A 24518-nucleotide genomic window follows, 5' to 3' on the forward strand; every position below is an offset into this window, starting at 1 on the left:
ATTTCGGGCATCTCAGCCCTATTTCATACCTGAACGTCTGGCACCAGTTAGATAATGTATAGCACAAGACAGAACATTTAGGACGTATAATGGCAAGGATATCTACAGAAGACCCAAAAGGCCAGCCCCCTACAGTTACGACCTTAGACAAAAAGTTATCAATGCAATTGAACTATACGGTATGTCCAAAACCAAAGCCAGTCAATTTTTCCATCTCAGCCGGAACACTATCAATCTCTGGCTGCAAAGAAAAGCACAGACCGGAGACTTCCTCCCTAAACCTAATCACCGACCTGGCAATAACCACAAAATTACCGACTGGCATAAATTCAAGGCTTTTGCCCAAGAGCATGGCGACAAAACCTCCGCTCAAATGGCTCAACTTTGGGATGACGACATCTCTCCTGGCACCATATCCAGAGCCTTGAAGAAAATTGGCTTCACCAGAAAACAACTTACGGCTACCAAGAAGGTGATGAGCAACAGCGAGAGGAGTTTATTGCTCAGATTGAACATATGGAGCCGGAAGGGTTGGTTTACCTCGATGAAGCTGGCATGAATAGTCAAGACTCGGATTATCCTTATGGTTACTGCGAGGAAGGACAACGCTTCGATGCCCTCAAATCCGGGAAGAGGTAGGGCAGGGTGAGCTATATGGCCCCATGGTGTTATCAACAACTCTTAACTCCCTTTACCTTTGAGGTGAGGGTTGTTGTAATCGGACAGTGTTTGAGTTGTGGTTGGAGTTTATCTTAATTCCAACATTGAAGCCAGGTCAAACTCTAGTATTTGACAATGCAACGTTTCATAAAGGGGGGCGGCAGGCTGAACTGGTGGAGGCAGCTCAATGCCGTTTACTCTATCTTCGGCCTTATTCGCCAGACCTCAACAAGATAGAGAAATATTGGTCGTGGTTGAAAGCCCGCATTCGCCATTGCACGTGAGCAGTTTGATTCTCTCGATGATGCCATGGATTCTGTTCTCAAGGCTGCGTCCTAACCGTATTGACTAGTGCTATAGCAAAATGCTCTTACCGTGAACCATGATTACCTATTGTCCAAAATTCGATGTCCAAGCAGCCTGAAGAAAGACCTGAAACAATGGTTGAAAGCGGGTGTGCTAGACAATGGCGTATTCGAGGATACGGAAGCAGGGACACCACAAGGAGGGGTAATAAGTCCAATACTCGCCAATATCGCACTGGATGGGATGGCTAGGTTAGTAGAAATAATGTATCCACAAGGAACTAATAATAAACCTTTTGCAAGGTTAGTAATATACGCCGATAATTTTGTAGTCATATCCAAAGACCTAAGAATCATTGAACAGTGCAAAACTGCAATTTCCGAATGGTTAAAACCGGTGGGGCTAGAAATCAAACCTGAAAAGACAAGAGTGTGTCATACACTAAAACCCATACAATATGAAGGTAAAACAGAAGAACAAGGATTTGATTTCCTAGGTTTCAACATCAGGCAATACCCGGCAGGAAGACATAAAGCTGGCAAGATAAACCAAAACGCAGTCAAAGAGTTCCTGACTCACATCAAACCCAGCAAGAAAGCAGTTAAAGCCCACACAGAAGTGATAAAGGGTGTAATCAAACGACATAAAACCGCACCCAAATCAACCCTGATAAGTAAGCTAAACCCAATCATAAGAGGGTGGACAAATTATTATTCAGGGGTCGTCTCAACCGAGACCTTCAATAAGCTAGACTACACAATCTGGCTAATGTTACGGGCATGGACAGATTCAAGATGCGGAAAGGCAAGTCACGATAAACTGAGGAAATACTTTAGACCGGGAACGGTCAAACTCAGTAACGGGAAAGAAAGGCATGAAACTTGGTTATTCAAAGCCGAGGATGGATTAACACTATGGAAACACAGTTACACTCCGATTGTCAGACACACCCTAATTCGCCCTGACGCAACACCATACGACGGAAACTGGACTTACTGGGCAACCAGGAAAGGACAAGCAATTGACACACCGACAAGGGTAGCCAAACTACTCAAAAAGCAAAAAGGCAGGTGTACCTGGTGCGGGCAATACTTTACCCCATCAGACCTAGTTGAAGTAGACCACATACATCCCAGAAGCCAAGGCGGAAAGGATGAATACAAGAACCTTCAACTGTTACACCGCCACACCCGCGATGATAAAACAGCCCTCGATGAGGAGCGAATGCTGTACTCTTAACAAAGAGACAATCGGACTAGGAGCCGTGTGAAGGGAAACTTTCAAGCACGGTTCTGAATGGGAGGGGTAGGCTGTGAAGTTTATCTCGACCCCTAATCATGGTAAATATTGAAGTGTTATGGTTGACTCATGCGAGGAAATTAGGGGGGTTATTTATAGCAATAGTCAATACGGTTAGGACGCAGCCTTGAGAACAGAATCCATGGCATCATCGAGAGAATCAAACTGCTCACGTGCAATGGCGAATGCGGGCTTTCAACCACGACCAACATTTCTCTATCTTGTTGAGGTCTGGCGAATAAGGCGGAAGATAGAGTAAACGGCATTGAGCTGCCTCCACCAGTTCAGCCTGCCGCCCCCCTTTATGAAACGTTGCATTGTCCAATACTAGAGTCTGACCTGGCTTCAATGTTGGAATTATATATTTTAAATAACCTCGTGATTGTTAAGGATAAAGAATCAGTTAAAATTGAGTTTCTTACTTGATGATTAGTTCTCTGGGTAATTTATTGAAAGAAAGCCGCTCATTTTCGACATCAACATAGATGGTATTTCCATCATTAAACTCTCCCCGAAGAATGCCTTTGGCAATTTGTGTTTCTAGTTCCTGTTGAATAGCTCGTTTGAGGGGACGGGCTCCATAAACGGGGTCAAAACCGACATCAGCTAGGTAGTCCAGGGCGCTCTCAGACAATTTTAAGGACATTTTATGCTGCTCTAGGCGCTGAGAAAGATTGCCTAATTGTAGGAGGACAATTTCGCGCAATTGGTGGGGTTTGAGAGAGTGGAAAATAATAATTTCATCAATGCGATTAAGAAACTCTGGACGAAAAGCCGATCGCATAGAATCCATAACCCGGTGACGCATTTCCTCATAGCGAGAATCATCGCCAGCAATATCCAAAATATACTGCGACCCAATGTTACTGGTCATAATAATGATAGTATTTTTGAAATCGACAGTACGACCTTGAGAATCGGTAACTCGACCATCATCAAGGATCTGAAGCATGACATTAAAGACATCAGGATGAGCCTTTTCTATCTCATCAAAGAGAATAACAGCATAGGGACGGCGGCGGATAGCCTCAGTGAGTTGTCCTCCGTCGTCATAACCGACATATCCGGGAGGGGCTCCCAAAAGGCGGGAAACGGAATGTTTCTCCATGTATTCAGACATATCAATACGAACGATCGCCTCTTCGGTGTCAAATAGGTAGGAGGCTAAAGCCTTAGCTAGTTCAGTTTTACCGACTCCCGTTGGTCCGAGGAAGATAAAACTAGCGACGGGTCGGTTAGGGTCTGACAGACCAGCGCGCGATCGCTGAATAGAGTCAGCGACGGCTGTTACAGCTTCATCCTGTCCCACTACCCGTTGATGTAACTCATCTTCTAAATGCAGTAATTTCTCCTTCTCAGATTCGACTAATTTACTAATAGGAATCCCCGTCCACTTAGAGATAATTTCAGCAATATCAGACTCGGTTACTTCTTCCCGGAGGAGAGTTTTCCCTCCGGTTTGAGTATCTTGTAATTGTGACTCAGCTTGATGGAGTTGTTTTTTGAGAGCTTCCATGGTCCCATATTTCAACTCAGCAGCGCGGTTGAGATCATAATTACGTTCCGCTTGTTGAATTTCAATGTTAACCCGATCAATCTCTTCTTTGAGGGACTGAATATGGGTAATTGTATTTTTTTCCGACTCCCACTGAGCGCTGAGGGTGCGTTGTTCTTCCTTCAGGTTGGCTAAGTCTTTTTCCAGTCGTTCTAACCTTTCTTGGGAGGCGGTATCACTCTCTTTTTGCAAAGACAGTCTTTCCATTTCTAATTGGAGGATTTTCCGGTCGATTTCGTCTAGTTCCTCCGGCTTAGAAGTGATTTCCATTTTCAACTTAGCAGCGGCTTCGTCTACCAAGTCGATCGCCTTATCAGGAAGGAAGCGATCGCTAATATAGCGAGTAGACAGAGTAGCCGCCGCCACCAAAGAACTATCAGAAATCTTCACCCCATGATGAACCTCATAGCGTTCTTTCAAGCCTCGTAAAATCGAGATCGTATCAACCACATTAGGCTGATCAACATAAACCTGCTGAAAACGCCGCTCTAAGGCTGCATCTTTCTCAATATACTTACGATATTCATCTAAAGTAGTCGCACCGATACAGCGCAACTCACCCCGTGCTAACATAGGTTTCAGGAGGTTTCCCGCATCCATAGCTCCTTGGGTAGCTCCCGCACCAACAACGGTGTGAATCTCATCAATAAATAGGATTATTTTACCTTCAGAGTCGGTGACTTCTTTAAGAACTGCTTTCAAGCGTTCTTCAAATTCTCCCCGAAACTTAGCACCAGCAATAAGTGCGCCCATATCTAGTGCTATTAGTTTTCTTTCTTGGAGAGATTGAGGCACATCTCCCGCGATAATACGTTGAGCCAATCCTTCTGCGATCGCCGTTTTTCCAACTCCTGGTTCCCCAATTAAAACCGGATTATTTTTAGTCCGCCGACTCAAAATTTGAATAGTACGGCGGATTTCTTCATCCCGACCAATTACCGGGTCTAATTTCCCCATACGCGCCGCTTCAGTTAAATCGCGTCCATATTTCTCCAAGGCTTCATATTTGCCTTCCGGGTTCTGATCTGTCACAGTTTGATTTCCTCGAATTTGGGTAATAATTTGTTGAAGTTTCGCTTCATCTAGTCGAAATTCTTGATAGAGAGTTTTACCAAATCTAGCATCTTTAGCGTAAGCCAATAACAGATGTTCAACGGATATATATTCATCTCCATATTGTTGGCGGTAGGCTTCAGCGTTGTCTAACAGCGTATCTAAAGTGCGACCTAAATATACGTTGGTGCTGTTTCCTTTAATTTTCGGTTGACGATTAATAAAGTTTTCCGTACTTTCCCGGACCTTAGCTACTGATATTCCCGCTTTATTAAATAAACTATTGGCGAGTCCATCTTGCTCTAGCAAGGCTTTCATCAAATGCTCAGTTTCGATTTGTTGTTGTTGAGCCTGTTTGACTATATCGGGAGTTTGTGCTAAGGCTTGCCATGCTTTTTCTGTAAATTTACTCGGATCTGTGGGTTGCATAATTTCTAACCTCCTATACTGATTTTATCTCATAATTGACTGCTATTAACCATGGGGGACCTTTGGCGGAAGATTTTGATAAGAATGCCATCATTTTCTCAAGGTTTTAGTCTGTCCGACTATTTATAGACTTTAGCTTAATTGACTAGGGGCATTAGTTCTCTATTCCTAACCTTCGGGGTACGGATCACCGAAGTGATCAGCAGAGCTATGGTGGCTACAAATACTGACCAGAGACGTGGACTGGTAGCCAAACTACAAAGGTTGAGCCTACTCCTTCACGACTTTTTACATAAATGCCGCCGCCTAAAATCTCACAAAGTCGTTGGCTGATGGCGAGTCCTAAACCCGTGCCACCAAATCGTTTAGTTGTGGAAGCGTCAGCTTGGATAAAGGCTTTAAAAATGTGTTGAACTTGTTCTTGATTCATGCCAATTCCTGTGTCTTTGACTTGAAAAACCAAATACTGAGTTTTAGCACTGGCAAATCTTTCAGCATTGGAGGTGTCTTTTTTCCACTCATTGGGAATTTTGGTAACTCGCTGAACTTGCAGGGTAATGGTTCCTTTATCGGTAAATTTGGAAGCATTACTCAATAGGTTTAATAGCACTTGTCTAACTTTGGGTAGGTCGGCATACATGGTGCCGAGGTCTTTGGCTGTTTTGACTTTGAGAGCGTTCTGATTTTTTTCGGTTAGGGGGGTGGCGGTGGCTACCACATCATCAATTAATTGTTGCACGGCAAAATCTTCGAGATACAGGGTGACATGACCGGCTTCGATTTTGGAGATGTCGAGAATATCACTAATCATGTCTAAGAGGTGTTTTCCTGCGGTTTGAATCCTCTCTAAATCGGGTAAAAAATCATCGTAGCCTAAATCTTTTGATTCTTCGTGAAGCATTTCACTATAGCCAATAATGGCGTTTAGGGGGGTGCGAAGTTCATGGCTCATGTTGGCTAAAAATACACTTTTTGAACGGTTGGCTGCTTCGGCGGCAATTTTGGCTTTTTGGAGTTCTTCGGTATATTGTGCGACTCGTTTAATTAGTTGGTTAAGGGTGGTTGTGAGTTTGCCGATTTCTGTGTTTTGGTCTTCGGTTAGGGGAATTCTTAGGGCAAAATCGGAATCTTCTCCTACTTGATCGGCAATGCTAATCATTTGTTCAATGGGATCGGCGATCGCTTGACCTGTATATTTGGCTAGTAACCAACCTAAAACTATAGCGGTTAATAAACTTATTAATATAATGTTACGAGCGATACTTTGTCCGGTTTGTAATTCAACTAAGGCTAAGTCGGCGCGATCGCGAAAATTGACCGCTAACTGCAATGCTTCCCCAGATAAATTATAGAGGTTAGTGGCAGCCGGGCTGTTGTTGAAGTTGTTTAATGACTGTTGGAGGATTTGTTGATTTTCTGGGCTGTTGTTCCCGGTTTCTGTTGCTTGAAATATCCGGTTGATTTCCTCTGTATAGATGGCGATCGCACTGCTATAATCCTGCAAAATTTCTTGTAATCTTTGATAGTCTGGCTGGATTTTAGGGTCCGTGGTGCTAGGCACTTCCTGCCAATTGTTCAGAGCCAGTTGTAATTGAAAAATTTCTGACCTAATTTGGGAAATTATGATTAAGATTTTGTCGGGGTTGTTGATATTATTAACCAGCTTTTTTTGCTGGTCTTTGAGGTCAAAAATATTCGTATCTAAGTTAATTAAAAAATGGGCTTGGTTGTGATTAATCTTAAACTGTTTATTACTGTTATTGGTGAGAACTGTGTTAACTACAAATCCGGTTAACACCCCCCCGACGGCTACACCGAGAACAATCATATAGCCACTACTAATTTTTTGCCGAATTCCCAAATTATTGAAAAACGGCAGAGACAACCCCCAAGGAGTTAGGGTATTTGAAGAATTGGGTTTGGGTGAGGTTTGAGGCATCCGTTGCTTTACAATTAGCCAGGAAGGTCTACAAAATACCAGGCGTAACCCTCGGTTCTGATGGCTGTCAGAATTTTAGATTTTGGGGATGTCTGATATTATTATCGGTATCTATAATTCAGGCGGCACATTCAGGATCAAGTTGAGCAGAAGGTGAGAACCTACTGGACAAGTATTCTAGCATTTTAATAAGTCAATTTTGAGCAACCTTTGATAAACTTAATGAAGTTGAGAGATGCACGCTCAACAGTGTGCATGGGTCAAGGAACTTTGATAGTCCCCAGGCTATCTGCAAATTTTGGTTTTGGCATGGTGATGGCGCTAGGGGTACACTAGAAGTAAATTTAGTGAATGACGGGTAATTGTCCATGAAACTATTTGATCAAATTGTCGGTGCATTGAATAACCCAGCACTGCAAGCCAACACTAACCAAATTAATGATCTCATAAATACGGCACAACAGCTAGGGGTTAACTTTGGTGGGTCTCCGGAAACCACCCAGGCGGTGATGTCTGTGGTGGGGGACTATGTGCGATCGGCACTCAAGGAAAAGTGCAACCAGGAAGGCAAGGAGTCAGTACAATCCTTTGTTAATCAGTATAGTGGTATCCAAGCGAATCCTGCTGTGCTACAATTGCTATTTTCTCCCCAAACGCAAAATCGACTGATTGAAGCGGTCGAACAGCGCACCGGAGTTAATGCTCAGACTATTAGAAGTTTGCTGCCCCTATTGGTTCCTGTGGTTTTGAACTTTTTGCAAACTGGGACTAATAGCCAAGATCCACAAAAAGGCGAAAATCCGGTTTTGACGAGTTTCTTAGATAGTACCGGTGATGGAGAGGCTGATATTGCGGGTGTGCTGCGACTAGCTAGTAGCTTTTTTAAGCGCTAATCTGATAATTGGTCTAATGATATGGTGATTGAATGGTTACGGTTTAAGGTTCCCCCAACACTGTGGGAAGCCTTTATTCAGAAGGATGAACAGGTTTGGACGGAAGGACTGAAGCAGTTTCCGGGTTTTATTGGTAAGGAAACTTGGGTTGACCCCAAACTCGAAGAGGTGATCCTAGTAATTCGCTGGGAAACTCGCGAACAGTGGAAATCCATTCCCACAGAAGCCTTAGAAAAGCTAGACCTAGCGATGGGTGATCTGAAAATGCCGATTATTGAAAGCTATGAGTATCAGGTGCGTAAGTTCCTACATTAAGGATTGAGGAAGATTAGCTGAATTTGTCAATGAGGGCAAACATAAGGTTAAGGGTCAGTAAACCTACCCCAATCAGGAGTCCGATAAACGTGGCAATACTCAAAAATGGACGAATTTTGGCGAATCCCTGGTTTTGTTTTGGTTCCATAAAACGGATAACTCCTGCTAGGCAACATATCGGACAATTACGGATTAGACTGGGATTATAACATAATTGCTTGTAGCATAATCGACCTGCTCACTTTTAACCTAAATTGAAATCATGGCTATGTTTTCTCCGATTTCTCACCCAAATCAATCTGTACTTAACCATAATCACAGTGCTGCCATGCCCAAACCTAATTCGTCAGAGTCTGATCTGTTAGCCTCGTCTTTACCTCAGCGCCACTGGTTGGAGTGGGCAGAATATATTTCTTTGGCAAGTTCTGCTATTGGGTCGGTGGTGGTGGCGCTTTCGGGTCAGGCTTTCTATGGGGTTGCGCCTCTGACTGTGGCTCTCTCTCTTAATGTTGCTAACCGACATCGCCTACAACAGTCTATGGGGGAAACTCAGGCTGATGTGGTTGAGGTTAGGGAGTCGGTGGAGGTTTTGGAACAAAAGGCGGTGCGGGCAATTTTGGGGTTGCGCCAACAACTAAGGGGAGATATTGAGGCACTACAAAGCCAATTACCAGAGCCTGTAAGTGAGGATGAATTGATGAGGGTTCGTGGGTCAAAACAGGTGGCTGTGTTAACGGAGTCTGTGGCTTCGTTTCAGAGTGAAATGTCTCAGGCTTTGGATGAGATGGAACAGCAGTTTCACCAGGAAATTGCCCCTTTACAGGGTAGTGTGATTGAGTTACAAAATGCGATCGCATTATTACAAAATCAACAGGGTAAATTGACAACTCCTGTTCAGCGGCAGGCGGGTGATGTGTCTCAAATTCAGGCTGAAATAGAACGCATATCTAATGAAAACGAGACAATTATTAAACCTCATATAAAACGTTTGCTTTTGGTAGTTAAACAAATGCAAAAAACTGAGAGTAATAATTATTTACCTCGTCCACCCAAACCCAATTCTAATAATAAGAATTAGCTGGCAATATGACATTAACAATAAAGCCGAGAAAAATTCTCTTAGATACTGACCCAGGTGGGGATGATGTGTTCGCTTTGCTATGGTTGCAAAGTTTGGTTAGCCAAGGTATGGCTGAATTGGTGGCGGTGACAACTGCAGAAGGAAATGTGGAGGCTCAACGCACTTTTACCACGGCTAGTCAGGTTCTGGCTTGGACTGGAATGGATGGGGTGACGGTGGGTCGTGGGGTGATGGGGGTTAATTCTTTGGTGGGAAATGCTAGTCATATTCACGGGGATGATGGTATCGGGAATTTGTCGGATACTTTACCGCCGCCTACCCATAATTTTGAGGAGGCTTTGGGTTCGCCACAGGTGATTATTGACTGTTTAGAAAAATATCCAGGGGAAATTACTATAGCAGCGATCGCCCCTTTAACTAATTTAGCCGCCGCAGAACAAATACGCCCAGGTATTCTCAAGTTAGCGCGGGAAATTGTGATTATGGGGGGTTCTTTTCATTTGGGGGGAAATGTTACCCCCCATGGAGAGTTTAATATTATTTATAACCCGGAAGCGGCGGCTACTGTTTTCGCCAGTCGCCATGATTTGGTGATGATTTCCTTAGATGTTACCCAGCATTTAATTTTCACCCCAGAAATTAGCGATCGCATAGCCGCAGTTAATCCCCAAAGTGCGATCGCAAAATTTATGGTTGGTTTGGTGAAGTTCATGATCACAACAGCTTTAAAAAACCGTCGCACTCGTGGTATTCCTGGTTTTTTAGTGCATGATGCGGCTACCATAGCTTATATATTCTACCCGGAATTATTCAAGTTTTACCGGGCTCAGGTTGAGATAGAAACCCAAGGACTCTCAACTCGCGGTCTAACTTGGTTTGAGCGCACCCATAAACCCAAATTAGATGTTAATAGCTGGGTGATCTCAGAAGTGGATTCTGAGATGTTTTTTGCCATTTTAGTTGAAGATTTAAAACCATTAATAATGGACAATTGATAATTGATAATTAATTACCGATTACCGATTGCCCATTGCCGATTATCGATTTTTGAAAGGATTAATTTTCGTCGCTGAGAATTTGAGGAACTCGGAAGAAATCCCCATCAGGTTCTGGGGCGGCGGCGAGTAAAGCGTCGCGATTTTGATAGGGTTCAAGTTGATCAGGACGGGTGATATTGCTGACATCGATCGCCCGCATAGTAGGGGCGACTTTTTCGGTATCCAGCTCCTTGAGTTGTTCAAAGTAATCCAAAATACCATTCAATTCCTTAGTAAACTTTTCCTCTTCCGAGGGCTGTAGTTGTAAGCGAGCTAAGTGAGCCACTTTGCGGACTTCTTCGCGGTCAATCATGCTGGTAATCAAACTCCTATTTAGAAGTAAACATCAATATCACTGCGGCCTGTTGTTTTCAGCCAGTTTTGAGCTTCAATGTAGTTATTAGGAGCGAGACGAATAGCCCGTTTCCAGTATTCTGCGGCTTCCCGATAGGCTTGTTCTGCGGCATCGGGATCTCCGGCTTCTTTGGCGCGATCGCCGCGATAGTGGAAAATAACAGCAATATTATTGAGAGCCTGGGGAAGGCGGGGGTTGAGTTCAATTGCTTGATGGTAATAATCTAGAGCTTGGTCATGTTCGCCGTTGCTGGTATGAATCAAACCAATGTTATAGAGGATATAACTGCGATCGTTAGGATCTTGTTCAAGTTTGAGAGCCTCATAATAGTTTTCGAGAGCTTCTGCATATTCTCCATCAGCTTGAGCCGACATTCCATCGCGATAGTAGGCGAAGGCTTCTTTTGCCTCCCGGCTGGTAGGTAGCATTTTCAGAAGCATATCAGCCGCGACCGTAAAAGTCTTATCAATGAAATTATCGTTACGTTGAGTTCTGGGCATATTATTAGGAATCTCCACAGTAGGGGGGCGATCGCTTGGAGTTACCGCATCAGGGGCAAAACCAATATTAAGTTTACACCTTCGTTAATTGCTAGAGCAATCTAACCGGGTATTCTATTAGGGGTCGAGATAGACCTCACGGTCTACCCCTCCCATTCAGCAGCAGAACCGTACATGAGACTTTCACCTCATACGGCTCCTAGTTTGACCGTCTCCTTGTTAAGAGTACAGCAACATCTCTTCATCAAGAGCTGTCTTATCATCGTGACAATGGCGATGTAATAGTTGAAGATTCTTGTATTCATCCTTTCCGCTTTGGCTTCTAGGTACAACGTGGTCTACTTCAATTAAGTCTGATGGGGTAAAGTATTGCCCACACCAGGTACATCTGCCTTTTTGTTTTTTGAGTAGTTTTGCTACCCTATTTGACGTGTCGATTGCTTGTCCTTTCCTGGTTGCCCAGTAAGTCCAATTTCCGTCGTATGGTGTTGCGTCAGGGGGTATTAAGGTATGTCTGACAATTGGAGTCCAGTTGTGTTTATATAGATGTAACCCATCTCTGGTTTGGAACAACCAAGTTTCATGTCTTTCTTTACCATTGCTAAGTTTAATTGTTCTATGTCTGAAATAATTTCTTAGCTTTTCGTGACTTGCCATTCCGCATCTTGATACTGTCCATGCCCGTAACATTTGCCAGATTGTCTTATCTAGTTTAGTGAAGGTCTCTGTTGAGACTACCGCTGAGTAGTAGTTTGACCATCCCCTAATAATTGGGTTTAGTTTGTTAATCATGGCTGATTGAGGTGCTGTTTTATGTTGTTTAATTACACCTTTTATCGCTTCTGTGTGGGCAACTGCTTTTTGGCTGGGTTTTATGTGGGTTTTATGTCCGATTAATCGGCTCTTACGTCCCCCTGTTTTTCCAGTTTTATATTTTCCTACTGGGTATTGCCTGATATTGAATCCGAGGAAATCAAACCCAGGTTCTTCTGTTTTGCCATTATACTCAATAGGTTTGAGTGTGTGACAGATTCGAGTCTTTTCAGGTTTTATTTCTAGTCCTACAGGTTTTAGCCATTCAGAAATAGCAGTTTTGCACTGTTCAATGATTCTTAGGTCTTTGGAGATGACCACAAAATCATCGGCATATCTTATAAGGTTCACCTGAGTGGTTGTGCCTTTATTTGGATACATTCCTTTAACTAGCCTTTCCATTCCCAACAGTGCGATGTTGGCGAGTATTGGACTTATTACCCCTCCTTGAGGTGTCCCGGCTTCTGTATCCTCAAATACACCTTTATCTAGCACTCCCGCTTTGAGCCATTGTTTCAGGTCTCTTTTTAGGCTGCTTGGACAATGAATTTTGGACAGTAGGTTATCATGGTTTATTCGGTCAAAACATTTTGCTATGTCCGCATCCAGTATGTAATAACCTCCTTTGTTTATACTTTGGTAGATTCTGGATATTGCGTCGTGGGCTGACCGTCCTGGACGGAACCCATAGCTTGTGCCTTCAAATCTCGATTCCCATTCAGGTTCGAGAGCCGATTTAACCAAGGCTTGCCTTGCTCTATCTTGGATTATGGGTATTCCTAGCGGGCGCTTTTCATCCCTACCAGGTTTTGGAATCCAAACCCGTCACAGTGGTTTTGCTTTGAGTTTTCCCTTAATGTTTTTGGCTAGTTCAAACCTTTGTCTTGGAGAGATTACTCTTACTCCATCAACACCGGCTGTCTTCTTGCCTTGACCCGCTTGGGGGGGCGGGTTTATTAAGCTGACTGTTGGGAAGCATGGCTGACCGTGGAACCCGCCCCTACAGTCGCACTGCTAAGAGCCGAGCATAGTATGATTTCACCAATAGACGTTGCCACCTTCTGGCTTTTGCATCTTGTCCCGATTTAGCTGCTTGAAATATACTCTTTTGGAGCTTGAAAACTTTCCGTTGAACCTTAGTCCATGGGATTGCCTTCCATGCGTTGTTCGTAGTCTTGATTGGTTTTGATTTCCCAAATCCTTTCTTTAAACTCGCTATCGCCATTTGTACACCTACTTGACTCTATTTCTTTACAATCAAACCGTGACCCGTTAGCATATCCCTACCATTACAGTTGGGCGTTGGCTTCTGGTCACATCTCGCATCCTCAAAGACTTGCGGTTACACTTATCCCTACTGATATCTCGACCAGATAATCAGAGTCTAGGAGGACTTAAAACGTTCCGTTTATATGGGCATTCCATCTTTAGATTTGTCCTATCCACCGGGGTACTTTTAAAGGTCTATGTAGGTAGTATAGTAAAGCTCCTACTTTTCCCCTTGCTCTTTTGAACGCAGCATATCAACCTGTTTCGCTGCTCAGTAATGACGATGGTTCAAGCCGGACATTCGGTTTTCCCTAATCATGGATGGTTGGCAGTGGTCTCGGTTCTGGTATTAGGTTATACCTTGGAGCCTTCCGTTCCCCGCTTCAATCCTGGGGTTGTGATTCCCAAAACTGGGGGTGGCTATCGCCGTTACCCTGACTTCCTAACTTTACTTATCCATTTCTGGGCTTACTATAAGTAATTTGTATGAGTTAGTTCGTTTTGACCTGGGGTTCCCTGCCTTATTTGGTATATTTCTATACCGAATGTTGGGACATATAAACAGTTATGAGGATGGTCAGGAGTGCGCTCCTTATATTCAACCAAGGGGTTGAAGTCCCCACCAGGCGGTTATTTCAGGTATTTCAACCCTATTTCATGCCTGAACGTCTCGCACTGCTTCTCTTTACTGTAGCAATGATTGCCTTGCGATGCAGCCTACACCCATTCGCTTCCAGATCCTTGAGTTACTGGCCCAAATTCATCTTGTCTGCGGGGTGGCGGGAACCGTTTTATATTCCCAAGGTATGGCGGTGGGGGTTTAATCCGGTTCCCAGAAACTGAATTTACGACAACAGGGAGAAAATCGCCAAAATCCCTACGAGTCTGGATTGGCTCGTTTCAACAAATCAGAGCGAATTAAACCACCCATCCAAGTCCAGTTTGTGCGTTCTTCTTTTGGTATAAAATGAGCCATGACAGTATCTGGACTACTTTGATAGAAAGTCTTAATTTCTGCCCGTGCCCACAGTCCCCAAGGCGCTCTGACCAGAATATGATCTCCGACCACAAACACCTCACCCTCAGAATTTTCAGCCTGGGGAAGTTTCACCGCCACTTTCGGCTTATGTTTAATGGGTTTTGAAGGTTTCACGGTGCGACTAGGAATGTGTTTGACAGTCCCAGTAGACCGAGAATGTTCTTGGGTGTTGGTAGTGGGCGATTCGGAACTAGGCTCAGGGGGTTTGTTTGGTCTAGTAACTGCTAAAATTTTGTGATTGCTATTCATTGACACTCCTGGATGCTACATCTCACCATATCCTTTGTTCCTATTTTGGCATCCTTGTTCCGCAAATCCAAGATGATATTTGGAACTTAACCGCTCAAAGATCTGGGTTTCCGGTAATAAAAGCCAAAATTCGGTCAAATTCAAAATTATCAGCGTTATGGTCGAAAGGGAAGTCACCTTCCCCAACTCCAATTCCAAACCGTACTTGAGACTTTCACCTCATACGGCTCCTGATGTAGATACCCCTTTTGACATCGGGAACAGGGCAACAACTCCCTGCTTTGTGACTTCAACTTTTGGAGCTAAATACAACATCGTAGTCTTTAAACTCGCTCTCGTCATAAACACTCTTATTTGTCGCAGTCTCTATATCCACACCGTGACTAGTGGGCATATCCTAACCATTACAGTTAGGCATTAGCTTTCAGTCACATCCTTTCCCCTTAAAGGCATACGCTTACACTTTTCACTACTGTGCAGTTACATCCTGCTGAGAACCTATGAGGGGTTTAAACGTTCCGTTTATACGGGCATTCCATCTTTAGACTTGTCCTGTCCACCGGGGTAATTTTAAAGGTCTGTGTAGGTAGTGGATGAAAACTCCTACTTTTCCCCTTGCTCTTTTGAGCGCAGCGTATCAACCTATTTCGCTACTTAATAATTACGATGGTTCAAGCCGGAACATTCAGATTTCCTTAGTCATGGATGGTTGGCAGTGGTCGGATTATTGGGAATAGGTTTCCCTCACGCCTTCCGTTCCCCGCTTCAATCTGACGGGTTGTGATTCCTCAAACTGGGGGTGGCTATCGCCGTTACTCTCAACGCCCTGATTTCTCAGTTGGTTTATGACCTTGAGTCCCCTGCCTTGCTTAGATTTCTCCAAGCGTCGGGACATATAAACAGTTATGGGATGGTCAGGGGTGCGAATCCCTTATATTCCACCAAGGGGTGCAAGTCCCACTAGGAGGTTATTTCAGGCATTGCAGCCTTATTTGACTCCTAAACGTCTCGCACCCATCCCTTTAATAAATCAGCCAAAGCGCCATGATACTCTGGAATTTCAGCAATCAAGGCTAGAATTTCCGGTTCGTTGGTACACAAAACGGCTTGATGTAGTTGCTCTATCCAAGTCGTCGGCATCACTTGCAGGGAGTCCCTGTCAAGGGGGACAGCAGGCTGGTTTTGCAGATCGGAAGTTAATGATACATCCTCTACAGGACTTCCTTCGTATAGATAGCGCACTCCTAAGTATTGATCCATCTTATCAAAAATCACTGCTTTTCGAAAGGGTTTACTGACAAAATCATCACAACCCATAGCTAAAATTGGCGATCGCTCCTCTTCAAAAGCATCAGCTGTCAGAGCGATAATGATAGGGGCGCGATGTGGTGGTATGGTTTCTTTAATGTGTTTAGTAGCTTCCAAACCATCCATAACTGGCATTCTCATATCCATCCAGACCCAATCAGGTTGCCACTTAGCGCACATTGTAATCGCTTCTAAGCCATTTTCAGCCGCCTGCACCTCAAAACCCACCTTAGACAGTAAACAGACCAGTACCTGGCGATTTTCTTGGGCATCTTCTACCACCAAAATCCGATAAGATGGTTGTCCGTCAGCTAAAGCAATCACCCGTTTTTGGATAGATTGAGCCGGGATTTCTTGAGGGTCTGCTGCTTGTACGACAATGGGAAATTTGACTATTGTACCCTTTCCCACCTGGCTGATAATATCAATTTCGCCGCCCATAATTTGTACAAATTTCTGGCTAATTGGTCATCCTAAACCCGTCCATTCATTAGACTTACGACCCGTTTCAGTTTGCCCAAATGGTTTAAATAGCATATCAATTTCATCGGGAGCAATTCCTGGTCCGGTATCTTCCACCTCAAAACTGAGGATAGTTATATCGGGGGTTTCATAGTTCTGAGACTGAACTCGCAGGGTAACTCATCCTGATTCCGTAAACTTAATGGCATTTCCCAATAAATTAATCAAAACTTTTCGCAGTTTATTTTCCTCTTTAACATAGGTAACAAAATTATTATGCACCTAAAACTCTAGTTTTAAGCCATTATTTTTACTTCTTAAATCCAGTATTTTGTGTAAGTTTTTCAGAAGATAGTAAAGGTCAAAACTGATTTGATTAAACGTAATGCGACCCCCTTCAATTTTCGACATTTCTAGGACATCGTTAATCAGTTCTAATAGATGCTCTCACGAACGACCAATAATTTTGATATATTCCTGTTGGGCTAAATTTAACTGTTCATCCCTAGCCAGAATTTGGGTAAAGCCTAAGATAGCATTTAAAGGAGTGCGTAACTCATGACTCATTTTGGTGAGAAATTCACTTTTAGCTCGATTAGCTGCATCAGAGGTTTCTTTGGCTTTATGTAACTGTTTCATCAGTTCTACTTGTTGGAAAGCGACACCTAATTGATTGGCAATTTGAGCTAATATACTCACTTCTCGATGCCTCCACTCTCTGGGGAAATTGTGTTGATAGGCGGCAATCATTCCCCATTGAGTTTCCCATAAAAATACGGGAGTAATCATATAGGATCTAATCATAAATTCATCGATGAGGACTCGATGAGAATCGGAAAGGGGAGATTTGTAAATATCATCAACCGTCTGTTGATGGTAAATTTGATTGATATTTCCCTGACTCTCCTGTAAATGTAAATAAAACCAAGTATTAGGGTCAGTTAGATTGAGAAACTGGGGACAGTTTGGCGCGACGGACTCAAACAAAAACTTGCCTTTTCCTTGGGGTAAAAGTCGGTAAACTACAACGCGATCGCATCTGAGAATTTGGCGCACAGCTTGAGCAGTAGCCCTAAAAATCATATCCATATCCAGAGTTTGGCGTATGGTTTCAATTAACCTGGATAAAGCCCTTTCCTGTTGAGCGGCTTTGGTTTGTTCTGTGGATTCTTTCTGCGCCTGGGTGAGCAATTATGCTTGTGGCAAAGCCACCCCCAATTGTAGGGCTATTTTCTGTACAAATTCGACCTCATAACTTTTCCAATTGCGAGAATATGAGCATTGATGAATACATAGTAAACCCCAGAGATGGCTCCCTTTTTGCCGGGAAATTACCAAATTTGCTCTCACCTAAAACTTAGCCAAAAGTTGAATATAGCAAGGGTATAAATTTGCTTCATAAATATCAGCAATGGATTGAATGCGGGAGTTTTTGTATTCCTCCACAAATGAATTGGCGAAACAAGAATCATGAACTTGCCAATTTAAAGCTGATTCAAACTCAGGTCAAACATCTTCCGAGACAAAATTACCATCCCGGTAATTAGAGAGGGGATGAAAGCTAAATATAGCCACTCTGTCGGCGTTCAAAAGTTGGCGGACTTCGGCGGTAGCTGTAGCAAAAATTGTGTTAATATCTAAGGTGCGCCTGATTTTATCAATCACTTAGGCTAAGGCTCGTTCTCGTTGGGCTTCCCTGGCTAAGTGTTCGGCTTGGCGACGTATTTGAGTTTTGACTCGCACTAGGACTTCTTCTACCTGAAAAGGCTTAGTAATATAATCTACTCCACCTATAGTAAAAGCCTTGACTTGATCAGGAAGTTCATCTAAAGCGCTCATAAAAATCACCGGAATTTCTGCCGTAATTTCATCAGCTTTCAGTTGCAAACAAACCTCATAACCGTCCATATCAGGCATTTTGATATCTAGTAGCACCAAATCAGGAGGTGACGCTTTAGCCGTAATCAAGGCCATTTTTCCTTTGGTCACTCTCCTGACATTGTAGCCCTGCTCCGTCAACATTTGGGAAAGCAGTCGCAAGTTATCCGGTTTATCGTCAACCAGTAAAATATTGCCAAATTGGGATGTGTTTGGGGGCCGCATCATTAGCGTGTCGGTAAACCGGATAGCTAGAATAGGTAGCCAATAGTCAAGGGAATTGACAAAATACCTCAAAAGCGAGGGAAGTTGATATTTTCCCCCAATGGTTGCCTTGAGAGCAACCCTACCATTTACCTAGAAGGTAAGCAGGAGGGCTGTCTTGTTTATAGATATCCCGCCGGGTGAGGTGGGATGTCTCCCAGTTTCCTAGTTTACCATAATTGCTGTCCAGGGATAATTTTGGATAACCGCTCCTGTAGCGGGGTTGGTGCTGGTCGTTCACAGAGATGTCATATCAATGCTACAACTTCGCCAAATCTCTCATTTAATCTAAGAACTATCAAGCGATTAATGGGAGTGTTAACGATGCAAGATTCTCTAAAATCCTCTGTGCGTCCTATTCAGCCTGTGGCTTATTTATCGATGCTTTTGTTGGGTGCGGGGCTTACTTTTGGTGTTGTTTCCCTTACTCCTAATGCTGGTTCTTCCCGTGAGAGTACCGGTGAAACTAACAGTGGAGTGGCAGATATGAACCCTGGGATGGTTTCTCCGGGTCACGTTTTGGCACAAAATCCTAATGTAGTCAGTGCTGTGGTGGAGCGGGTGGGAGCAGCAGTGGTTCAAATTGATACAGCCAGAACTGTAGAAACTCAGGTTCCTGATGTATTTAATGACCCGTTTTTCCGACGGTTTTTTGGCCAACGACTCCCTAGTGGTCCGGGGCGGCGAGTTGTTCAGGGTTCCGGTTCGGGTTTTATTGTGGGTTCTGATGGTCGGATTTTGACTAATGCTCATGTGGTCGAGGGAGCCACCCGAGTGCGGGTGACTTTGCGCGATGGTCGCCAGTTTGATGGGGAAGTGTTGGGAACTGACCCGGTGACTGATGTGGCTGTGGTGAAAATTCCGGCGCAAAATCTCCCGACTGTGAGTTTGGGTAATTCTGACCTATTGCGACCGGGAGAAATGGCGATCGCTATTGGTAATCCCCTAGGCTTAGAAAACACTGTCACCATGGGTATTATTAGTGCTACCGGTCGCTCTAGTGGCTCTATTGGCGCACCGGATAAACGGGTGAGTTTTATTCAAACTGATGCGGCGATTAATCCGGGTAATTCGGGGGGACCTTTACTTAATCAAAATGGTGAGGTCATTGGTATGAACACGGCTATTATCCAAGGCGCACAGGGTTTAGGTTTTGCTATTCCGATTAATCGGGTTGGGAATATCGCTGATCAAATTGTGGCTAATGGTCACGTTGATCATCCATTTTTGGGTATTCAAATGGTGAGTTTAAACCCCGAAGTTAAGCAGAATATTAATAATGATCCCAACAGTGGTTTAAAGGTTGATACAGACCAAGGGGTGTTAGTTGTCCGTGTGGTTCCTAATTCTCCAGCCGCTCAGGCTGGACTCCGAGTGGGTGATGTGATTTCTCAAATTAATGGTCAAATCATTCGGGACGCAGCGGAGGTTCAACAGTTGGTTGAACAAACGGGAGTAGGTCATCAATTACGATTGGAATTACGCCGCAATGGTCAAAGTCAAGGTTTCGCGGTTCGCACCGGAACTTTGAGAGAACAAAGTTAGGTTAAGTCGATATTATCAATTCTGACCAGAGACCAGGTATATCTGTGAAGATAAGGGGTGTCTTGTCTCTAAGAAAGAGGGAAATTTCCCTCTTTTAATTATCTTGAGGGTGGACAGGCTCTTAAAAGCTGCTGGTAAGTCATCTCCATCGCCAGGATTTACCGGCAAATCACCCATCCAAAATACTGGTTAAAAATAGCCAATAATTACCCAACATAAACTCTGATAATTTGCATAAATTGACCTCGGATACCTCAAATTTTACCAGCATTTAAAATTTCTATGGCTGCCCGATCGCCTGCTCCTTTTACCCCCAATACCTGGCGCATTTGTCGATATTCAGTTAACATTTGTTCTCGTTTTGTGGAGTTAGGAAAAAGTTGGATAACCTGGTTAAAAATGGCTTCTGGTGTCACTTCATCTTGTAGCAATTCTGGCACAATTTCCTTCATTTGGACTAAATTGGGAGGAGCCATAAAGGGGATGGAAAAATGGAGAAGGTGACGAGCGACCAAAGCGGTAATTTGACTCACTCGATAAACGACAACTTGGGGAACTTCCAGTAAAGCTAATTCAAGGTTAACGGTACCTGACTTGGCGATCGCCAAATCAGCGCCGGCTAGTACATCAGTTTTATTTTCTACTAAAGAAGCCCGGAGATTATATTGTAAAATACCCCGTTCAATATCTGCCCGATACTTTTCTAAAGATAATGGAATCCAAAAACGCACCAATGGAAACTGAGCCTGAAGAGTGGCGGCGGCTTGAAATATAATGGGCATTAAATAGCGAATTTCCTGCTGTCGGGAAGCGGGAAGTAAGGCGATCGCTATTTCCTCAGTAGCAATACCCAAATTTTCCCGGGCTTGGTGGCGGCTGGGGTAGGCTGTAATCCGGTCAATAAGCGGATGCCCTACCCAGGTCACTTTCGCGCCTTTAGCGGCAAAATAGCGGGCTTCCTGGGGAAAAATGGCAAGGATGCGATCGCTAAAATTGACGATTTGATTAGTATTGCGCGATCCCATAGACCAAACCCACTCCTGGGGGGCAATATAATAGATAATGGGAATCTCCGGGAATCTGCCTTTAATGAGATTACCGATACCGATATTAGGTCCCATGTAATCAATTAAAATAGCGACATCGACAGGGTTTTCTTGCAGATAACGCCTGACCCTAGCCTGCATTTGCAATGTAGGGATAAAATAGGGCAAAGACTCCCAAATTCCGACCGCACCAATAGCGGTAGTATCCCCCAACAATTGGGCTCCGGCGGCTGCGGTTTGCGGCCCTCCCAAAGCAGTAATTTCCAAGCTATAACCTTTAATTTCGGCTTGTCGGCGCAAGGCTGCTACCAATAGCGCCGCCTGCATATCTCCTGAAACCTCCCCGGTGCTAATAAAAATCCTCATGGCGCTTCTGGTGTGACCCGTTTTCCCGGAATAAGACCGCGCCTTTCCGGTGTGAGTGAGAGACGGACAAAATTAATCAAATGGTCAAGATAGGAATTTTGGGGGAGTTGTTCCAATTGAGCGATCGCTTCTGAGAGACGGTGTGGGGTGCGGTATAAAATCCGAAATGCCTTTTTAATTAGTCCCAACTCCTCATTAGTCAAACCCGCGCGTTTAAGACCGACAGAATTAAGCGATCGCACTCGGGACGGGTTGCCTTCCACTAACATAAATGGTGGTACGTCGCGGTCAATGCGACTCATACCTCCAACCATAGAAAACTGACCAATGCGGACGAACTGATGGACTCCCAAAACGCCGCTCAACCGTGCTTTAGACTCAATATGAACATGACCCGCCAAAGCTACCCCGTTGGCAATTACCACTCCATCCTCAATGGTACAGTTATGGCCCACATGAACATAAGCCATAAGTAGATTACCATTGCCAATTTTGGTAGCTTCTCCCGCGTAGGTAGCCCGGTTAATGGTCACATATTCCCGAATGCGGTTGTCGTCGCCAATGGTAACAAAACTCACCGCCCCCTCGTATTTTAAATCCTGGGTTTCCAACCCAATAGCAGCCCCCGGAAATATCTGGTTTCTGGCTCCTATTTCTGTCCATCCTTGAATGACGGCATGGGGGCCAATGGTAGTACCAGGGCCGATTTTTACGTTTTCTCCAATAACGGCGTATGCACCCACCCGCACGGTCGGGTGCAACTGAGCACCAGGCTCGATCACTGCTGTCGGGTGGATTAAAGTGGTCATGGAAATCAAATATGTTACTGATTGACCAAATTGGTTTGCTGCCGCAATTATACGGAACTGTGGCAATTCCTGAACCTGATCTGGTGTAATTCCATTGGTCCAGTTTAAAGTTTAGGCTTTAGTCTACCAGGGAAAACATTAGTTCTCCTTCACAGGTTCTTAGCCCATCAACTTCGGCGGCTGCTTGCATATAAGCAAAACGACGGCGTTTGACGGACAGTAGTTGTACTCGCATGATTAACTGGTCGCCGGGAACTACTGGGCGGCGAAAGCGGACTTTATCAATTCCCGCAAATAGGAATAGTTTACCTTCCATGTCTGGCAGTTGGGTCAGTACAATGCCGCCCACTTGAGCCATGGCTTCTACGATTAGCACCCCAGGCATAATTGGCCGACCGGGGAAGTGTCCCTGAAAGTGGGGTTCGTTGATGGTGACATTTTTAATTCCGGTTGCTCGTTCTCCGGGAATATACTCGATAATGCGATCGACTAGGGCGAAAGGATAGCGGTGGGGTAGCAGTTTTTGGATTTCTGCGATCGCTAAAGTGTTTTCCGGTGCTAATTGGGAGTTGCTGTTATCCTGAAGATCGGCGGTCGTGTTAACTGTGGACATTCTTTAAATATTAAACGTTGCTGTTGGTAGGGGTTTGGCTAATGCGACGCACTAACTCGACGTGCAAGTGATGACCAGCTTTATAGGCGAGATAGTGGGCGAGTGGGATAGTTCCCAGTAAACTGAGATCTCCTACTAAGTCTAAGATTTTATGACGCGCTGGCTCATTTGCAAATCTTAGGGGCGGATTTATCCAACCCGAATGGGAACAGACGATCGCATTATCTAGGCTTCCTCCCTTGATTAATCCAGCTTTTTGTAGGGCTTCTATCTGTGAGGCTAGGGTGAAAGTCCGGGCGGGGGCAATTTCTGTGATAAAGTTTTGCTCATCGGGACTCCAACTATGCCACTGGTTCCCGATAGGCGCCACTTCAAAATCAATGCCGTAGGTAAATCGTGTTTCGGTGGAGGGTATAGCCATCACGAAGGCATCTCCCTGACGCACAGAGATTTCTTGATTGAGGGGTGCTACTATTGGCTGTGGTTCAATTTCTTTCAGCCCGGCTGCTGCTATGGCTTCTGACCACGGTTTGGCGGAGCCGTCTAATAGGGGCAATTCTGGTCCGTTAACTTCTATGCGTGCGTGACTGACTCCCCCGGCGGTGAGGGCAGATAACAGGTGTTCTACGGTGCGAATACTGGCGCTATCACTATTTCCCAGTTCTGTTGATAGGGTGGTAGACCTTACTGATTCACAACTGGCTGTAATTATTGGGCATTCCGGTAGGTCAACTCGGACAAAGTGCCTTCCGCCTCTGGTGGCTGGCAGAATTTTTACGGTGGTGATTTCACCGCTATGGAGTCCGACTCCTGATTGGCTTATGGCTTGGGCTAGGGTGTATTGTTGAGCAAGACTCATGGGACTTTATGAATTTATGGCATTTCTGAGCGATCATGATACAGATACATTTAACCCGGAAAAATCTAGCAATTGCTGGAAGTTTCTGAGTATGGCACAATCTGGAATGAAATTATCGCGCCATTGGCGGAGGTATCTCTCAAAGCCTTCAATAAAATGTTGAAAGCGCCATTTACATCACGCCCAATAGCGTGACCGCAGTCGGGACAAACAAATTGTTTGTTGCCTCTTAGCTTTGTGTGAATGTGGCCACACTTGGAGCAGGTTTTACTGGTGTACTCTTCCGTCACATCTACTACAACACAGCCATAGTGCGAAACGTTTAGGAGACCAAATAGGGCTGCGATGCCTGAAATAACCTCCTAGTGGGACTTCCACCCCTTGGTGGAATTAATGGGATTCATACCTCTGACCATCCCATAACTATCTATGTGTTCTCAAAATCTGGTCTCGGAGTTGTGACCCGACAACCAGATCAGGCAAAGAGACTCAAGGTCAAGACCAAAGCGAAAGAAAGAGGGAATCGGTTCCCCTCGAGTATAACGTAAAGGTTGAGAGTAACGGCGGTAGCCACCC

Annotated in this window: 24 protein-coding genes and 5 pseudogenes; 8 read left to right on the forward strand and 21 right to left on the reverse strand. The window is 44.4% G+C overall.

Going from position 1 to position 24518, the window contains the following annotated elements; all coding sequences use genetic code 11:
• Window positions 1-100 precede the first annotated feature (100 nt).
• Both N39L_RS23885 and N39L_RS23890 read left to right on the forward strand, forming a co-directional pair.
• Window positions 101-999: pseudogene (locus N39L_RS23885) on the forward strand (IS630 family transposase).
• A gap of 36 nt (window positions 1000-1035) precedes the next feature.
• Window positions 1036-2205, forward strand: a pseudogene (locus N39L_RS23890) (group II intron reverse transcriptase); the annotation flags it as partial.
• A 174-nt stretch (window positions 2206-2379) separates the two neighbouring features.
• Here the strand turns inward: N39L_RS23890 and N39L_RS23895 are convergent.
• The 3 genes and pseudogenes from N39L_RS23895 to N39L_RS23905 all read right to left on the reverse strand — a co-directional run.
• Window positions 2380-2626, reverse strand: a pseudogene (locus N39L_RS23895) (transposase); the annotation flags it as partial.
• 57 nt (window positions 2627-2683) lie between these two features.
• A complete protein-coding gene (gene clpB / locus N39L_RS23900) occupies window positions 2684-5302 on the reverse strand; it encodes an ATP-dependent chaperone ClpB (protein ID WP_006617178.1) in 2619 nt (872 codons plus the stop codon).
• 217 nt (window positions 5303-5519) lie between these two features.
• The gene (locus N39L_RS23905; protein ID WP_006617177.1) at window positions 5520-7241 is read right to left on the reverse strand and encodes a sensor histidine kinase; all 1722 of its coding nucleotides are present in this window, start codon (window positions 7239-7241) and stop codon (window positions 5520-5522) included.
• Between the two features lie 368 nt (window positions 7242-7609).
• Here N39L_RS23905 and N39L_RS23910 point away from each other — a divergent pair, with 368 nt between their 5' ends.
• The 4 genes from N39L_RS23910 (at window position 7610) to N39L_RS23925 (ending at window position 10525) form a co-directional block, all read left to right on the forward strand.
• On the forward strand, window positions 7610-8134 hold the full coding sequence (locus tag N39L_RS23910) for a DUF937 domain-containing protein (RefSeq protein WP_006617176.1): 525 nt from the start codon (window positions 7610-7612) through the stop codon (window positions 8132-8134).
• Window positions 8135-8155: 21 nt separating this feature from the next.
• Complete coding sequence (locus N39L_RS23915) at window positions 8156-8449, forward strand: TIGR03792 family protein (RefSeq protein ID WP_006617175.1); 294 nt, start codon at window positions 8156-8158, stop codon at window positions 8447-8449.
• 262 nt (window positions 8450-8711) lie between these two features.
• The gene (locus tag N39L_RS23920; protein WP_006617174.1) at window positions 8712-9527 is read left to right on the forward strand and encodes a hypothetical protein; all 816 of its coding nucleotides are present in this window, start codon (window positions 8712-8714) and stop codon (window positions 9525-9527) included.
• An 8-nt stretch (window positions 9528-9535) separates the two neighbouring features.
• A complete protein-coding gene (locus N39L_RS23925) occupies window positions 9536-10525 on the forward strand; it encodes a nucleoside hydrolase (RefSeq protein ID WP_006617173.1) in 990 nt (329 codons plus the stop codon).
• Window positions 10526-10586: 61 nt separating this feature from the next.
• Here N39L_RS23925 and gatC read toward each other — a convergent pair whose 3' ends face one another.
• The 5 genes and pseudogenes from gatC to N39L_RS23950 form a co-directional block, all read right to left on the reverse strand.
• On the reverse strand, window positions 10587-10880 hold the full coding sequence (gatC, locus tag N39L_RS23930) for an Asp-tRNA(Asn)/Glu-tRNA(Gln) amidotransferase subunit GatC (RefSeq protein WP_006617172.1): 294 nt from the start codon (window positions 10878-10880) through the stop codon (window positions 10587-10589).
• A 20-nt stretch (window positions 10881-10900) separates the two neighbouring features.
• A complete protein-coding gene (locus N39L_RS23935) occupies window positions 10901-11422 on the reverse strand; it encodes a photosystem I assembly protein Ycf3 (RefSeq protein WP_006617171.1) in 522 nt (173 codons plus the stop codon).
• 219 nt (window positions 11423-11641) lie between these two features.
• On the reverse strand, window positions 11642-13012 hold the full coding sequence (locus tag N39L_RS23940; RefSeq protein ID WP_035738173.1) for a group II intron reverse transcriptase: 1371 nt from the start codon (window positions 13010-13012) through the stop codon (window positions 11642-11644).
• Window positions 12993-13214: pseudogene (locus N39L_RS23945) on the reverse strand (HNH endonuclease). Before N39L_RS23945 ends, N39L_RS23940 begins: the two are co-directional and overlap by 20 nt.
• A gap of 21 nt (window positions 13215-13235) precedes the next feature.
• A complete protein-coding gene (locus tag N39L_RS23950; RefSeq protein ID WP_014275364.1) occupies window positions 13236-13460 on the reverse strand; it encodes a reverse transcriptase N-terminal domain-containing protein in 225 nt (74 codons plus the stop codon).
• A gap of 321 nt (window positions 13461-13781) precedes the next feature.
• On the opposite strand from N39L_RS23950, the gene N39L_RS23955 reads away from it, so the two are divergent.
• Window positions 13782-13985: a hypothetical protein gene (locus tag N39L_RS23955; protein WP_157888734.1), complete on the forward strand. Its 204-nt coding sequence runs from the start codon at window positions 13782-13784 to the stop codon at window positions 13983-13985.
• Window positions 13986-14381: 396 nt separating this feature from the next.
• Here N39L_RS23955 and N39L_RS23960 read toward each other — a convergent pair whose 3' ends face one another.
• From N39L_RS23960 to N39L_RS23995, 8 genes are all read right to left on the reverse strand, one after another.
• Window positions 14382-14792: a hypothetical protein gene (locus N39L_RS23960; RefSeq protein WP_006615824.1), complete on the reverse strand. Its 411-nt coding sequence runs from the start codon at window positions 14790-14792 to the stop codon at window positions 14382-14384.
• Window positions 14793-15516: 724 nt separating this feature from the next.
• Window positions 15517-15687 carry a hypothetical protein gene (locus N39L_RS23965; protein ID WP_167538952.1) on the reverse strand — a complete coding sequence of 57 codons (171 nt, stop codon included), beginning with the start codon at window positions 15685-15687 and terminating at the stop codon, window positions 15517-15519.
• Window positions 15688-15791: 104 nt separating this feature from the next.
• The gene (locus tag N39L_RS23970; RefSeq protein WP_006617104.1) at window positions 15792-16541 is read right to left on the reverse strand and encodes a response regulator; all 750 of its coding nucleotides are present in this window, start codon (window positions 16539-16541) and stop codon (window positions 15792-15794) included.
• A gap of 27 nt (window positions 16542-16568) precedes the next feature.
• Window positions 16569-16736 carry an ATP-binding protein gene (locus tag N39L_RS23975; protein ID WP_286167506.1) on the reverse strand — a complete coding sequence of 56 codons (168 nt, stop codon included), beginning with the start codon at window positions 16734-16736 and terminating at the stop codon, window positions 16569-16571.
• A gap of 273 nt (window positions 16737-17009) precedes the next feature.
• Window positions 17010-17753 carry a GAF domain-containing protein gene (locus N39L_RS23980; protein WP_006617106.1) on the reverse strand — a complete coding sequence of 248 codons (744 nt, stop codon included), beginning with the start codon at window positions 17751-17753 and terminating at the stop codon, window positions 17010-17012.
• Window positions 17754-17912: a GAF domain-containing protein gene (locus N39L_RS23985; protein WP_014276592.1), complete on the reverse strand. Its 159-nt coding sequence runs from the start codon at window positions 17910-17912 to the stop codon at window positions 17754-17756.
• A gap of 156 nt (window positions 17913-18068) precedes the next feature.
• Window positions 18069-18227 (reverse strand): GAF domain-containing protein, encoded by a 159-nt coding sequence (locus tag N39L_RS23990; RefSeq protein ID WP_006617107.1) that lies wholly within the window; start codon window positions 18225-18227, stop codon window positions 18069-18071.
• Window positions 18228-18668, reverse strand: a complete 441-nt coding sequence (locus tag N39L_RS23995) for a response regulator (protein ID WP_006617108.1) — start codon at window positions 18666-18668, stop codon at window positions 18228-18230.
• 360 nt (window positions 18669-19028) lie between these two features.
• Between N39L_RS23995 and N39L_RS24000 the strand changes: the two genes are divergently transcribed.
• Entirely contained in the window at window positions 19029-20249 is a 1221-nt protein-coding gene (locus tag N39L_RS24000; RefSeq protein ID WP_006617109.1) for an HhoA/HhoB/HtrA family serine endopeptidase, read from the forward strand.
• 254 nt (window positions 20250-20503) lie between these two features.
• On the opposite strand, the gene lpxB is transcribed toward N39L_RS24000, so the two are convergent.
• The 5 genes and pseudogenes from lpxB to N39L_RS24025 all read right to left on the reverse strand — a co-directional run.
• The gene (lpxB, locus tag N39L_RS24005) at window positions 20504-21661 is read right to left on the reverse strand and encodes a lipid-A-disaccharide synthase (protein WP_006617110.1); all 1158 of its coding nucleotides are present in this window, start codon (window positions 21659-21661) and stop codon (window positions 20504-20506) included.
• Window positions 21658-22470, reverse strand: a complete 813-nt coding sequence (gene lpxA, locus N39L_RS24010) for an acyl-ACP--UDP-N-acetylglucosamine O-acyltransferase (RefSeq protein WP_006617111.1) — start codon at window positions 22468-22470, stop codon at window positions 21658-21660. Before lpxA ends, lpxB begins: the two co-directional genes overlap by 4 nt.
• A 118-nt stretch (window positions 22471-22588) precedes the next feature.
• Window positions 22589-23083 carry a 3-hydroxyacyl-ACP dehydratase FabZ gene (fabZ, locus tag N39L_RS24015; protein WP_006617112.1) on the reverse strand — a complete coding sequence of 165 codons (495 nt, stop codon included), beginning with the start codon at window positions 23081-23083 and terminating at the stop codon, window positions 22589-22591.
• 10 nt (window positions 23084-23093) lie between these two features.
• Window positions 23094-23942 carry a UDP-3-O-acyl-N-acetylglucosamine deacetylase gene (lpxC, locus tag N39L_RS24020; protein WP_006617113.1) on the reverse strand — a complete coding sequence of 283 codons (849 nt, stop codon included), beginning with the start codon at window positions 23940-23942 and terminating at the stop codon, window positions 23094-23096.
• 65 nt (window positions 23943-24007) lie between these two features.
• A pseudogene (locus tag N39L_RS24025) lies at window positions 24008-24250 on the reverse strand (zinc ribbon domain-containing protein); the annotation flags it as partial.
• Between the last annotated feature and the right edge of the window lie 268 nt (window positions 24251-24518).

Source organism: Limnospira platensis NIES-39 (genome assembly GCF_026000695.1).
Taxonomy (GTDB): domain Bacteria; phylum Cyanobacteriota; class Cyanobacteriia; order Cyanobacteriales; family Microcoleaceae; genus Limnospira; species Limnospira platensis.

Bases quoted from the DNA above. Each gene is read 5' to 3' on its own strand.
- N39L_RS23915 (WP_006617175.1), top strand. From the start codon at position 8,156: ATGGTGATTGAATGGTTACGGTTTAAGGTTCCCCCAACACTGTGGGAA.
- fabZ (WP_006617112.1), bottom strand. From the start codon at position 23,083: ATGTCCACAGTTAACACGACCGCCGATCTTCAGGATAACAGCAACTCC.
- N39L_RS23955 (WP_157888734.1), top strand. From the start codon at position 13,782: ATGACGATGGTTCAAGCCGGACATTCGGTTTTCCCTAATCATGGATGG.
- N39L_RS23960 (WP_006615824.1), bottom strand. From the start codon at position 14,792: ATGAATAGCAATCACAAAATTTTAGCAGTTACTAGACCAAACAAACCC.
- N39L_RS23905 (WP_006617177.1), bottom strand. From the start codon at position 7,241: ATGCCTCAAACCTCACCCAAACCCAATTCTTCAAATACCCTAACTCCT.
- lpxC (WP_006617113.1), bottom strand. From the start codon at position 23,942: ATGAGTCTTGCTCAACAATACACCCTAGCCCAAGCCATAAGCCAATCA.
- gatC (WP_006617172.1), bottom strand. From the start codon at position 10,880: ATGATTGACCGCGAAGAAGTCCGCAAAGTGGCTCACTTAGCTCGCTTA.
- N39L_RS23950 (WP_014275364.1), bottom strand. From the start codon at position 13,460: ATGGCGATAGCGAGTTTAAAGAAAGGATTTGGGAAATCAAAACCAATC.
- lpxB (WP_006617110.1), bottom strand. From the start codon at position 21,661: ATGAGGATTTTTATTAGCACCGGGGAGGTTTCAGGAGATATGCAGGCG.
- N39L_RS23970 (WP_006617104.1), bottom strand. From the start codon at position 16,541: ATGGGCGGCGAAATTGATATTATCAGCCAGGTGGGAAAGGGTACAATA.
- N39L_RS23925 (WP_006617173.1), top strand. From the start codon at position 9,536: ATGACATTAACAATAAAGCCGAGAAAAATTCTCTTAGATACTGACCCA.
- N39L_RS23995 (WP_006617108.1), bottom strand. From the start codon at position 18,668: ATGATGCGGCCCCCAAACACATCCCAATTTGGCAATATTTTACTGGTT.
- N39L_RS23965 (WP_167538952.1), bottom strand. From the start codon at position 15,687: ATGTCCCGACGCTTGGAGAAATCTAAGCAAGGCAGGGGACTCAAGGTC.
- N39L_RS23935 (WP_006617171.1), bottom strand. From the start codon at position 11,422: ATGCCCAGAACTCAACGTAACGATAATTTCATTGATAAGACTTTTACG.
- N39L_RS23910 (WP_006617176.1), top strand. From the start codon at position 7,610: ATGAAACTATTTGATCAAATTGTCGGTGCATTGAATAACCCAGCACTG.
- clpB (WP_006617178.1), bottom strand. From the start codon at position 5,302: ATGCAACCCACAGATCCGAGTAAATTTACAGAAAAAGCATGGCAAGCC.
- N39L_RS23920 (WP_006617174.1), top strand. From the start codon at position 8,712: ATGGCTATGTTTTCTCCGATTTCTCACCCAAATCAATCTGTACTTAAC.
- lpxA (WP_006617111.1), bottom strand. From the start codon at position 22,470: ATGACCACTTTAATCCACCCGACAGCAGTGATCGAGCCTGGTGCTCAG.
- N39L_RS24000 (WP_006617109.1), top strand. From the start codon at position 19,029: ATGCAAGATTCTCTAAAATCCTCTGTGCGTCCTATTCAGCCTGTGGCT.